Source organism: Bradyrhizobium zhanjiangense (assembly GCF_004114935.1).
In the GTDB taxonomy this organism is placed as follows: Bacteria; Pseudomonadota; Alphaproteobacteria; order Rhizobiales; family Xanthobacteraceae; genus Bradyrhizobium; species Bradyrhizobium zhanjiangense.
Genome location: NZ_CP022221.1, coordinates 8,126,335 through 8,138,648, shown reverse-complemented (window position 1 = coordinate 8,138,648; position 12,314 = coordinate 8,126,335). Strand labels below are relative to the sequence as shown.

General features: G+C 63.3%; 10 protein-coding genes. 3 read left to right on the top strand and 7 right to left on the bottom strand.

All coding sequences use genetic code 11. The annotated features are described in order from the left end of the window. Positions 1–8 precede the first annotated feature (8 nt). Positions 9–1,007 (bottom strand): phosphogluconate dehydrogenase (NAD(+)-dependent, decarboxylating), encoded by a 999-nt coding sequence (gene gnd / locus XH85_RS38890; protein WP_128936161.1) that lies wholly within the window; start codon positions 1,005–1,007, stop codon positions 9–11. 13 nt (positions 1,008–1,020) lie between these two features. Continuing rightward, positions 1,021–3,870, bottom strand: a complete 2,850-nt coding sequence (locus XH85_RS38885; RefSeq protein WP_128936160.1) for a bifunctional transaldolase/phosoglucose isomerase — start codon at positions 3,868–3,870, stop codon at positions 1,021–1,023. Positions 3,871–4,745: 875 nt separating this feature from the next. Between XH85_RS38885 and XH85_RS38875 the strand changes: the two genes are divergently transcribed. The 3 genes from XH85_RS38875 to XH85_RS38865 are packed head-to-tail and all read left to right on the top strand — an operon-like array spanning position 4,746 to position 9,521. After that, positions 4,746–6,689: a PrkA family serine protein kinase gene (locus XH85_RS38875; RefSeq protein ID WP_091879622.1), complete on the top strand. Its 1,944-nt coding sequence runs from the start codon at positions 4,746–4,748 to the stop codon at positions 6,687–6,689. Between the two features lie 19 nt (positions 6,690–6,708). Further along, positions 6,709–7,986: a YeaH/YhbH family protein gene (locus XH85_RS38870; RefSeq protein ID WP_206732717.1), complete on the top strand. Its 1,278-nt coding sequence runs from the start codon at positions 6,709–6,711 to the stop codon at positions 7,984–7,986. Continuing rightward, positions 7,983–9,521: a SpoVR family protein gene (locus XH85_RS38865; RefSeq protein WP_128936157.1), complete on the top strand. Its 1,539-nt coding sequence runs from the start codon at positions 7,983–7,985 to the stop codon at positions 9,519–9,521. Before XH85_RS38870 ends, XH85_RS38865 begins: the two co-directional genes overlap by 4 nt. A 649-nt stretch (positions 9,522–10,170) precedes the next feature. On the opposite strand, the gene XH85_RS38860 is transcribed toward XH85_RS38865, so the two are convergent. The 5 genes from XH85_RS38860 to XH85_RS38840 form a co-directional block, all read right to left on the bottom strand. Next, positions 10,171–10,617, bottom strand: a complete 447-nt coding sequence (locus tag XH85_RS38860; RefSeq protein ID WP_128937579.1) for a DUF1801 domain-containing protein — start codon at positions 10,615–10,617, stop codon at positions 10,171–10,173. Between the two features lie 12 nt (positions 10,618–10,629). Continuing rightward, on the bottom strand, positions 10,630–10,833 hold the full coding sequence (locus XH85_RS38855) for a hypothetical protein (protein WP_164940447.1): 204 nt from the start codon (positions 10,831–10,833) through the stop codon (positions 10,630–10,632). 43 nt (positions 10,834–10,876) lie between these two features. Further along, positions 10,877–11,296 (bottom strand): SRPBCC family protein, encoded by a 420-nt coding sequence (locus tag XH85_RS38850; protein WP_128936156.1) that lies wholly within the window; start codon positions 11,294–11,296, stop codon positions 10,877–10,879. Further along, positions 11,293–11,616 (bottom strand): ArsR/SmtB family transcription factor, encoded by a 324-nt coding sequence (locus XH85_RS38845; protein ID WP_128936155.1) that lies wholly within the window; start codon positions 11,614–11,616, stop codon positions 11,293–11,295. Before XH85_RS38845 ends, XH85_RS38850 begins: the two co-directional genes overlap by 4 nt. Before the next feature lie 241 nt (positions 11,617–11,857). Continuing rightward, positions 11,858–12,307 carry a DsrE family protein gene (locus XH85_RS38840; protein WP_128936154.1) on the bottom strand — a complete coding sequence of 150 codons (450 nt, stop codon included), beginning with the start codon at positions 12,305–12,307 and terminating at the stop codon, positions 11,858–11,860. Positions 12,308–12,314: the final 7 nt, after the last annotated feature.

The following is a 12,314-nucleotide window of genomic DNA, read 5'->3' as shown; positions in this document are numbered from 1 at the left end:
AGTAGGTTTTACTTCGGCTTCGGCGCGCCGGGCTGCTTGGGCTCCTTGTGGCCGCCGAACCCTGCGCGCATCGCGGAGAGAATTTTCTCGGCAAAGGTGTGTTCCTTGCGGGAACGGAAACGTGTGTAGAGTGCCGCGGTCAGGACCTCGGCGGGCACCGCCTCGTCGATCGCCGCATTCACGGTCCAGCGTCCTTCGCCGGAATCCTCGACGAAGCCGGAATATTCCGACAGTGCCGGGCTGTCGGCGAGCGCCGTCGAGGTGAGGTCGAGCAGCCAGGACGGGATCACGCTGCCGCGCCGCCACACCTCGGCAATGTCGGCGAGATCGAAATCGTAGCGATGGTCCGCCGGCAGCGCCTCGATATTGGCGTTCTTGAGGATGTCAAAACCTTCGGCATAGGCCTGCATCAGGCCGTATTCGATGCCGTTATGGATCATCTTGACGAAATGGCCGGCCCCGACGGGGCCTGCATGGATGTAGCCCTGCTCGATGCGGGGATCGCGGCCATCGCGCCCCGGCGTGCGCGGAATGTCGCCGGTACCGGGCGCGAGCGCGGCGAAGATCGGATCGAGCCGGTCGACCACCGGTTTCTCGCCGCCGATCATCATGCAATAGCCGCGGTCGAGCCCCCAGACGCCGCCTGACGTGCCGACGTCGACATAGTGGATGCCGCGCTCCTTCAGCGCCTTGCCGCGGCGGACGTCGTCCTGCCAGAAGGTGTTGCCGCCGTCGATGATGACGTCGCCGGCCTGCATCACGCCCGCGATCGTGTCGATCGTGGTCTCGGTGATGCGCCCCGCCGGCAGCATCACCCAGGCCGTGCGCGGCCGCTCCAGTTTCGAGATGAATTCCTGGAGCGTCGCGGAACCGACTGCGCCGTCTGCGGCCAGGCCGGCGACGGCCTTGGCGTCCTTGTCGTAGACCACGGTCGAATGGCCGTGACGCATCAGGCGGCGAACGATGTTGCCGCCCATCCGGCCGAGGCCGATCATGCCGAGTTGCATGTGAGAGCTTCCTTTAGTTCAGTGCATCGTTAAGCGCCGCATTGAGCGCCACGAGACCTTTCTTGAGCCCGCCCTTGAGGTGGACGCGCAGCGCGCGCCGGCCGCGTTCGGTAAGCACGTCGAAATCGCCGCGCGCCTGGGCTGCCTTGATCACACCAAAACTCGCCTTCTGGCCCGGCACCGGTAGATCCTTGGCATCGTCTGCCGTGATCTGGAGGAACACGCCGCTGTCCGGTCCGCCCTTGTAGGCCTGACCGGTGGAGTGCAGGAAGCGCGGTCCGAACTCGGCGCAGGTCGCGACATGCCGCTTCTCGCGCACTTCGAGCCGCATGGTCTGGAGTGCGTCGATGGTCGCCTTGTCCCGCGCGATGTAGCCGAGCAGGGCGACATAATCGCCATGGCCCGAGCGCGACAGATGCGCCTTCAGCCAGGAGGAGAGATCGCCATTTGCGCCGGCGGCACGCAGCGCCGTGGCGTTAGCCTCATCGGTGTAGAGATCGGCTTCATCGGTGCTGACCACCGGCTCCTCGGCCGGCAGCGCGCCGGTCTTCTCGAACTCTGAAGTGAGCTCGCGGGTCTTGATCTTGGCCGCTTCCACGTCCGGCTGGTCGAACGGGTTGATGCCGAGAATGCTGCCGGCCACGGCCGTCGCCATCTCGAAGCGGAAGAACTCCTGGCCGAGATGGTCGATCGACTTCATGACGATGCGCACCACGGGATGGCCGGCTGCCTCGATCGCGGCAAGCTTGGAATCATGGGCGGCGTCCGCCTCGCCGTCGATGCGGATGTCGATGAAGAACCGGTCGTTGCCGTAAATTGCGGGTTCGCCCAGCGGCTCGCCCTCGATCGGGATCAGGCCCTTGCCCTCCTTGCCGGTCGATTCCGCGATGAGCTGCTCGGCCCAGGCGCCGAAATCGGCGATCTTCTTCGATGACAGGATCGTCACCTTGTCGCGGCCTTCGAGGCCGGCGAGGCCCATGGCAAGGCCGAGCTGCACGCCCGGGTTCTCGGATGGCGGCACGTCCGGCCCGCAGGAGCGGGCCATCGCGAGCGTATGCTTGACGAAGGTTTTGACGTCGATGCCCGCGGTTGCCGCCGGCACCAGGCCGAACGGCGAGAGCACCGAATAGCGGCCGCCGATCGTGGGCTCGCCGTGGAAGATGCGGGCGTAGTTCAGCTTCTTCGCCGCCTTCTCCAGCGACGAGCCGGGATCGGTCACCGCGATGAAGCGATGGCCGGTCTTCACCTTCGGTCCGACCGCCTTGGCAACCTGCTCATGGAAATAGTCCTTCATCGCGTTCGGCTCGGTGGTGCCGCCGGACTTGCTGGAGACGATGAAGACGGTGTTGGCGATGTCGATCTTCGCCTCCATCGCCCGCACCTCCGCCGGATCGGTGGAATCCAGCACATGCAGTTTCGGGAAGCCGGGCTTTTTCCCAAAGGTCTCGGCCAGCACCTCCGGCCCGAGGCTCGATCCGCCCATGCCGAGCACGACGGCGTCCGAGAATTGCTGGCCCTTCACGCGGCCCGCATAGTCCTCGTAGTCGGCGATGTCGGCCTTGGCCGCGCTGTCGAGCCAACCGAGCCATTTGTCCTCATCGGTGCCGGTCCAGACCGACTTGTCGCGCTGCCATAGCCTGCGGATCTTGGCGGATGCGCGCCATTCCTCGGTGCTCTTGGCCACGGCCTTGCCGAGCCCATCACCGAGCGAGAGGAGCTGGCGGTCGAGTGCGGGCCCGAGCACCACGGCGCGCTTATGGGCGACGGCGCCATAGAGCTTGTCGGCGGCGTCGGCGAACAGCTTGACGCCGTCCTTGACGAGTTCCTCTGTGATGGCATCGAGCGAGATGCCGGAGCGTTCCAGCTCCTCCAGCACGCGCCTTGCGTCGTCGACATTCTCCTCCAGGGTGTCGCGCAGCTTGCCATGGTCGCGGAACGCCTCCAGCGTCGCCGGCGGCATCGTGTTGATGGTGGCGGGGCCGATCAGCTCCTCGACATAGAGGACGTCGCTGTAGTCCTTGTTCTTGGTGCCAGTAGACGCCCACAGCATGCGCTGCGGCTTGGCGCCCTTGGCGGCGAGCTTCTCCCAGCGCGGGCCGGAGAACAGGCGCTTGTAGTCCTGATAGGCGAGCTTGGCATTGGCGATCGCGACCTTGCCCTTCAGCGCTGCGAGGCGCTCCTTTTCGCTGGGGTCGTTGGCGCGGGCGATCTTCTCGTCGAGCTGCTTGTCGACCAAGGTGTCGATCCGGCTGACGAAGAAGCTCGCGACGCTCGCCACATGCGACGGATCGCCGCCGCCCGCGACGTATTTTTCCAGGCCGGCGAGGTAGGCCTCGGCGACATCAAGATAGACCTCCTTGGAGAACAGCAGCGTGATGTTGATGCTGATCCCGTCGCCAATGAGCTGTTCGATCGCTGGCAGGCCCTCCGGCGTCGCAGGTACCTTCACCATCAGGTTCTTGCGATCGACGTCCTTCCAGAGCCGTCGCGCCTCGGCGACCGTGCCGGCCGTATCCATCGCCAGATAGGGCGAGACCTCCAGGCTGACATAGCCGTCGCCTCCCTCGAGCCGGTCGTAGACCGGGCGCAGCACGTCGGCGGCGTTCTGGATGTCCTCGACCGCGACGGCCTCGAACAGGTCGGCCACGGTCCGGTCGCCGCGCTTCAGCGCCTTGCCGATCGAGGCGTCATATTCGTCGGAGCTGCCGATCGCCTTCTCGAAAATCGAGGGATTGGAGGTGACGCCCTTGACGCCGTCGGTGTCGATCAGTCGCTTCAGGTCGCCCTTGGCGATGAAGCCACGGGCCAGGAAGTCCAGCCAGACGGCTTGTCCGTGCTTTTCCAGTTCTTTGACGGGATTCATGATGTTTATTTATCTCCAAGCCTACGGGCGAGGGGGTTCCGCGCCGGTCCTGACGCGCTATCCTCTAGCCTACATGCTCCCGGGAGGGAACCAATCAAGAGGATAAGCGTCATACCCTCGGGCGTAACTCCGTCGCGATCATGGCGATCCAGGCGGCCGTAGGTGTGTTGCGTAAAGGGCGTTGGCTGGGGGCCGGCGGTTTAGTTGCGTAATGTCAGCCGGCTCGTCTCGCCGGTCAGGGTTGTGTGGCGTGCGATCGACAGATTCCGGGGCGTCGGTGGATTTGTCGCGAACGGCCATGCGGGGGGAAGCATGCACGCACAGCATGGTGGTGCTCGCTGTCACTGACAGTCCTCCGCATCGGCAATGAATTTCTGCCGTCGGATTTGATTGCAGAGATCTCTGCTGAAGAATGTCGCGACCACAAGATGATCGTGCTGACGCCGACGCCGGCCTTGCGGCCGATTTTGGTATACTGATGCGCTTGCCGCGACGGTGCACGCAGCCGACGGTCCATGCACTGCATTGCAGCAGGAGATGAACGCGGCGCTCAAGGCTTCGCCCTACAAGCGTCATAAGATCGCCGCTGGCAGATCGCTATGCTGCAGCGCCGGATGGTCCAATCCCCGGTAATGCCCGGATGTTGCGACCAAGTGACATTTCCTGGAAATGAGCCAATATGGATGTAGATTCGCTCAAATTACAGGCATGTGCCTGTTCGTAACTCAACGAGTGCCTACGTTGTGCATTGCGTCGAGTCGTCACCCGGGTGTCCAATGATCGTCATGTGCTCACGCTGATTCGAAACGGCCTGAGGAACGGTCCGGTAACTGCTTTCGTTTCAGCTTGTAGCGGAACTCACGCGGAGAGGGATCATGTACAACGATTCTCTATTCAACGCTTTCGCTCGGTCGTTCGAGGCGAGAAGCCAGCACGACATGTCGATGGCGGAATATCTGGAATCGTGTCGAAGCGATCCCATGAAATACGCGAATGCGGCCGAACGACTACTAGCGGCGATCGGTGAGCCTCAGACGATTGACACGGCCAAGGACCCACGCCTTGGCCGCATTTTTTTGAACCGCACGATCCGCACCTATCCGGCCTTCGCCGGCTTCTACGGCATGGAAGAAACCATCGAGCGCATCGTCGGCTTCTTCCGTCACGCGGCGCAAGGCCTCGAAGAGCGCAAGCAGATCCTCTATTTGCTCGGTCCGGTCGGTGGCGGTAAATCATCGCTCGCCGAGCGGTTGAAGTCGCTGATGGAAGTGCAACCGATCTACGTGCTGAAGGCCGGCGACGAGCTCTCGCCCGTGTTCGAGAGCCCGCTCAGCCTGTTCGATCCCGATCAGCTCGGGCCGATGCTGGAGGAGAAGTACGGCATTCCGCGCCGCCGCCTCACCGGCCTGATGAGCCCGTGGTGCTACAAGCGGCTGGAATCCTTCGGCGGCGACATCTCGCAATTCCGCGTTGCCAAGATCCAGCCGTCGCGGCTGCGCCAGATCGCGGTCGCCAAGACCGAGCCCGGTGATGAGAACAATCAGGACATCTCCTCGCTGGTCGGCAAGGTCGACATCCGCAAGCTCGAGACCTACGCGCAGAACGATCCCGACGCCTACAGCTATTCCGGCGGCCTCAACCGCGCCAACCAGGGCATCCTCGAATTCGTCGAGATGTTCAAGGCGCCGATCAAGATGCTGCATCCGTTGCTGACCGCGACGCAGGAAGGCAACTACATCGGCACCGAGAATATCGGCGCGATCCCCTTCACCGGCATCATCCTCGCGCACTCCAACGAAGCCGAGTGGTCGAGCTTCAAGGCCAACAAGAACAACGAGGCGTTCATCGACCGCATCTGCGTCATCAAGGTGCCGTACTGCCTCAGGGTCACCGAAGAGCAGAAGATCTACGAGAAGCTGATCCAGGGTTCCGAGCTCGCCTCGGCTCCTTGTGCGCCTTCGACGCTGGAGACGCTGGCGCGGTTCTCGGTGATGTCGCGCCTGCGCAAGCACGAGAACTCCACCCTGTTCGGCAAGATGCGGGTCTATGACGGCGAGAGCCTGAAAGAGTCCGATCCGAAGGCGCGCAGCGTCCAGGAATATCGCGATGCCGCCGGCGTCGACGAGGGCATGGACGGTGCCTCCACCCGCTTCGCGTTCAAGGTTCTGGCCGCGACCTTCAACCACGATCCGCAGGAGGTCGCCGCCGACGCCGTGCACCTGATGTACGCGCTGGAGCAGGCGATCCGCCGCGAGCAGCTTCCGGAGGAAACCGAGAAACGTTATCTCGAATTCATCAAGGCGGAACTCGCGCCGCGCTATGCCGAGTTCATCGGCAACGAGATCCAGAAGGCCTATCTCGAATCCTACTCCGATTACGGCCAGAATCTGTTCGACCGCTACGTCGACTATGCCGACGCTTGGATCGAGGATCAGGACTTCAAGGATCCCGACACCGGCCAGCTGCTGGATCGCGAGTTGTTGAACCAGGAACTGACGAAAATCGAGAAACCGGCGGGCATTGCCAACCCGAAGGACTTCCGCAACGAGGTCGTCAAATTCTCGTTACGCTCGCGGGCCCAGAACGCTGGCAAGAATCCGACCTGGACCTCCTACGAGAAGATTCGCGACGTGATCGAAAAGCGGATATTCTCCCAGGTCGAGGACCTGCTTCCGGTCATCTCCTTCGGGTCGAAGAAGGACGGCGAGACGGAGAAGAAGCACGGCGAGTTCGTCGCACGCATGGTGGAGCGCGGCTACACCGAGCGTCAGGTTCGCCGGCTCGTCGAATGGTACATGCGCGTGAAGCAGGCCGGTTAAGGCGGATGGGACAGTGGCCATTCACATTATTGACAGGCGCCTGAATCCAGGCGGCAAGAGTCTTGAGAACCGGCAGCGGTTCTTGCGTCGGGCCAAATCCCTGGTGCAGGGCGCCGTCAAGAAGACCTCGCAGGAACGCGACATCAAGGATGTCCTGGAGGGTGGTGAGGTCACGATCCCGCTCGACGGCATGCACGAGCCGCGTTTCCGCCGCGAGGGCGGCACGCGCGACATGGTGCTGCCCGGAAACAAGAAGTTCATCGAGGGCGACTATCTCCAGCGCTCCGGCCAGGGCAGCGCCAAGGATTCCGGTCCCGGCGAGGGCGACAGCGAGGACGCGTTCCGCTTCGTGCTGAGCCGCGACGAATTCGTCGACCTCTTCCTCGACGACCTCGAGCTGCCGGATCTTGCCAAGCGCAAGATCGCGCAGACCGAGAGCGAGGGAATCCAGCGCGCCGGCTACACCACCTCGGGTTCGCCCGCCAACATCTCGGTGAGCCGGACGGTGCAGCTCGCGCTCGCCCGCCGCATCGCGCTCCGCCGTCCCCGCAAGAGCGAGATCGATGAGCTGGAAGCCGAGATTGCCGCCTGCACCGACGAGGACGTGCGCGCCGAGCTGCTGGCCAAGCTCGAAAAGCTCAAGGCGAAATCCAAGCGCATCCCGTTCATCGACCCGCTCGACATCCGCTATCGCCGCTTCGAGACCGTGCCGCGGCCGGTGGCGCAGGCCGTGATGTTCTGCCTGATGGACGTCTCGGGCTCGATGTCCGAGCACATGAAGGATCTGGCCAAGCGCTTCTACATGCTGCTCTACGTGTTCCTGAAGCGCCGCTACAAGCATGTCGAGATCGTCTTCATCCGCCACACCGACCGCGCCGAGGAGGTCGACGAGCAGACCTTCTTCTACGGCCCGGCCTCGGGCGGCACGCTGGTGTCCAGCGCGCTCCAGGCGATGCACGAGATCGTGCGCGAGCGCTTCAATCCGGCGGACTGGAACATCTACGCCGCGCAAGCCTCCGACGGCGACAATTCCTATTCCGACGGCGAGCTCACGGGCCTGCTGCTGACCGACAAGATCCTGCCGGTCTGCCAGTTCTTTGCCTATCTCGAGGTCGGCGAGTCCGGCGGCAGCGCCTTCGATCTTTCCGACTCCTCGCTCTGGACCCTCTATGAGCGCCTGCGCAGCAGCGGCGCACCGCTCTCGATGCGCAAGGTCTCGGAGCGCAGCGAGATCTTTCCGGTGTTCCACGACCTGTTCCAGCGCCGCGAAACCAGCCAGGAGAAGGCCGCTCCATGACGGAACGCTTGTTCGAAGGCGCGGATTGGGATTTTCGCACCTTGCAGCGCATCACCGATGCCTGCGAGGAGATCGCGTTGAAGGATCTCGGTCTCGACGTCTATCCGAACCAGATCGAGGTCATCACCGCCGAGCAGATGCTGGACGCGTACTCGTCGGTCGGCATGCCCTTGTTCTACAAGCACTGGTCGTTCGGCAAGCATTTTGCGTTTCACGAGGCGTCCTATCGCAAGGGACTGATGGGCCTTGCCTATGAGATCGTGATCAACTCCTCGCCCTGCATCTCCTACCTCATGGAGGAGAACACGGCGACGATGCAGACGCTGGTGATCGCGCATGCCGCCTTCGGCCACAACCACTTCTTCAAGAACAACTATCTGTTCAAGCAGTGGACCGATGCCGACGGCATCCTGGATTATCTCGACTTCGCCAAGAATTATGTCGCGAGCTGCGAAGAGCGCTACGGCCGCATCGAGGTCGAGCGCACGCTCGACGCTGCACACGCGCTGATGTCGCACGGCATCGACCGCTATCCCGGCAAGAAGAAGCTCGATTTGCGCGCCGAAGAGAAGCGGGCAGGGCGGCGCCGCCAGCATGAGGAGGAGGTCTTCAACGACCTCTGGCGTACAGTCCCGAAGGGCGCCGCCAAGAGCCGGTCCGCGCTCAGCATCGAACGTCGCCGCAAGCTGCTCGGCCTGCCGCAGGAGAATTTGCTCTATTTCCTGGAGAAGAGCGCGCCGCGGCTGGCGCCCTGGCAGCGCGAGCTGCTGCGCATCGTGCGCCACATCGCGCAATATTTCTATCCGCAGAGCCAGACCAAGGTCATGAACGAGGGGACGGCGACCTACGTCCACTACCGCATCATGACCATGCTGCACGAGCGAGGCCGCATCACCGACGGCAACTTCCTCGAATTCCTGGGATCGCACACCAACGTGGTGTTCCAGCCCGAGTTCGACGATCCACGCTTCTCCGGCTTCAATCCCTATGCGCTCGGTTTTGCCGTGATGCAGGACATCGAGCGCATCGTCACCAAACCGGAAGACGAGGACCGCGAATGGTTCCCGGACATTGCCGGCAGGGGCGACGTGATGGGCGTGCTGCGCGACGTCTGGGCCAATTACCGCGATGAAAGTTTTATCGGCCAGTTCCTAAGCCCCAGGCTGATGCGGCACTTCCGCATGTTCCACCTGCATGACGATCCCGAGGAGCGCGCGGGAATCCGGGTCGACGCCATCCACGACGAACGCGGCTTCCGCCGCGTCCGCCGCGAGCTGGCCCGGCAGCATGACGTCGGCTTCATCGACGCCAATATCGAGGTGGTCGATGTCGATCTCTCCGGCGACCGCCGGCTGATCTTGCATCACCACGTCATCAAGGGCTCGCAGCTCAACGAGACCGACGCCAAGCGCGTGCTTCAGCACCTGGCCGATCTCTGGACCTACGACGTCTCGTTGATCGAGGTCGACGCCAACGACAAGGTCCTGCGCGAATACGTCGTAAGCCCGCGCCCGATCCCGGCGGCAGTGGCGTAAGGAGGCCAGCCGCTAGCTCCTAGAGCACGATGAAACTGGCCCTTGTGATTACCGCGAGGCAGATGCGCTCCCTCCCCCGCTTGCGGGTAGGGCTATCGCATATGGCGTGAATAATGCTTCGGCATCGGCAGTGGGCTCCCTCTCCCGCTTGCGGGGGAGGGCTGGGGTGGGGGTGCCTCCGCGTCGGGATTGTCGAGAATTGCGGAGGCGATCCCGGTGCGGTGAGAGCCCTCACCCGCCGCGCTCGGGACGATGCTTCGCATCGCCCGGGACGCGTCGGCCTCTCCCGCAAGCGGGAGAGGCGGAGCAAACTCGCGGGTGGTCCCCGCGAAATGCATATGCGATAGCCCTACGCTTGCGGGGGGAGGGCTGGGGAGAGGGTATCTCCGCAGTGGGACTCCCCCAGAGGAGAGAGCCCTTACCCGCGCCTTCGGCGCGACCTCTCCCACAAGCGGGAGAGGTTGAAGCCAGCCCGCGGCTCATCCTTCGAGACGCCCGCCTTTGGCGGGCCCTCAGGATGAGGACGGAATGCGCGGCAGCACTTTCAACGGGCACGGATGCCGATTAGCCTCATCCTGAGGAGACCGCGGCGCGGTCGTCTCGAAGGACCAGGCGGTTGCTTTGGCCGTCGCCAAGAATTTACATCAACCTAGGTCGATCGGTTCTTGGCCGGCTTCTTCTTGGCTTTGGACGCATTCAACTCCACCGCCGCACGGATCAGCGCCTTCAACGCCTTCTCGTTGATCTTCTCGCCCTCGCGAATATCGATCGCGCGGCGCACGTTGCCGTCGAGGCTGGAGTTGAATAGCCCCGCGGGATCCTCCAGCGCCGCGCCCTTGGCAAAGGTCATCTTCACCACTTCCTTGTAGGTCTCGCCGGTGCAGATGATGCCGTCGTGCTCCCACACGGGAACGCCGCGCCATTTCCATTCCTCGACGACATCAGGGTCGGCTTCCTTGATCAGGCCACGGATCCGCCCCAGCATCTCACCGCGCCAGTCGCCGAGCTCCTTGATCCTGCCGTCGATCAGCTTGGAGGGGGAAGCCCCATTCGCTTCCTTCGCTCCAGCCTTCTTCGTCGTCACAGCCTTCTTCATCATCTCGCCTCGTTACGCGTTGCTGCGGCTGACATAGGGCCGCGCGAACAGATATAACCCGGTCGCGAGCAACGGAATGAGTGGGATGAGCGCCAGGAAGCCGATCCACACGGCCGGGACCTGCATGATCATCGCCACGATGTTCGCGATGACGGCGAGCGTGAAAGCCATCGACAGCCAGCGATGAATCTGCCGAATCCACATCTGCGTGCTCATTGGGACCTCCTTTTAAAATGGATCGGAATCGGCGCCGGCGGAGCTAGCCTGTCCGCGCCAGCAACTCATCGAGCTTGGCAAAAAACTGCTTCCAGCCGGCATGCGCGCCGCCATAGGCCTGCTTCTGCGTCGGGCTGAAGCCCGCTTGCTCGACGCGCAGATGCGTGCCGACGCCGGTCGGCGTCAGCGTGAAGGTCACGACGCTTTTCAGGTCGAACGCCGCATCCTCATGCGAGAAATTCCAGGTGTAGGCGAGCGTCTTCTGCGGCTCGATGGTGAGCACCTCGCAATCCAGCACGCCGCCCCATTCGCCGCGCAGGTTGAAGCGATGGCCGACGACCGGCTTGAAGTCGTTCTTCATCAGCCATTCCTCGATCAGATGCGGCTGCGTCAGCGCGCGCCACAGCCGCTCCGCCGGAAAGGCAAATTCGCGCTCAACGATTACGGAGCGTGTTTCACTCATTGGTCCATCCTCTTCAGGAGATCGTCGAGCGCATCGAGCCGGTTCTGCCAGAAGCCGGCCATCTGGCTGGTCCAGTCGATCAGTAGATTGAGCGCACCGGGCAGCGCGCTGTAATGAGTCTGGCGTCCTTCATGGCGGTCGCGCACGAGGCCGGCCTGCTTCAAGGCGCCGAGATGCTTTGAGACCGCCGGCTGGGACACGCCCGACCGCGCCGTCAGTGCCCCGACCGTCTGCTCGCCCTCCCGGCACAGCCGTTCGAAGATCGCTCGCCGGGTCGGATCGGCGAGTGTCCTGAACAGGAGGTCGTGAGTGGCGGACATGCAAGATCCATAACTCATAGGTTATGGATCAACTCATAACCGGGAAGTTATGGATGAGTCAAGCGCGATGCGAATGAATCGGGAAGGGCGGCCACAAACTCCCCTTACCTCTCCCGCTTGCGGGAGAGGTCGGCGCGAGGCGTCGGGTGAGGGTTCTCTCCTCTCGGGGAGTCCCACTGCGGAGACACCCTTTCCCCAGCCCTCCCCCGCAAGCGGGGGAGGGAGCGCATCTCATTCGCGTCTAAGGCCGCAAGTACAAATACCCCTGCGCTTGAAGCTCGGCGAGGCGGACCACGCCGCCTTTCTCCGCGCTGACGAAGCCCGGCAACAACTCCTTCAGTGAGACGTTTTGCGCCTTCATCGTGTTGCCGCAGGCGGCGAGCTCGACGCCGTCCTTGGAGAAGTCACCGACACGCTTGCTGACGTCGGGGTTGGCCTGCGCCGCGTGAAACGCCTTCAGCGCCGGTCCGTGGATCACCAGCGCGATCGTGACATGGTCGGGACCACCGACGCCGTCGATGTGGTTCTGGATGTTGCCGAGCACGAAATTGACCTTCTCGGCGTCGCTGAGGTGATAGGCCACCTTGAGCTTGTTGCCCGCGCTTGCCTCCGTGGCGGCTCGTGCACGCGAGACGCCAAACGCCGCGCCCAAAGCGGAGACGGCGCTCCACAACATGTTCCGGCGATTCATGGCGCTC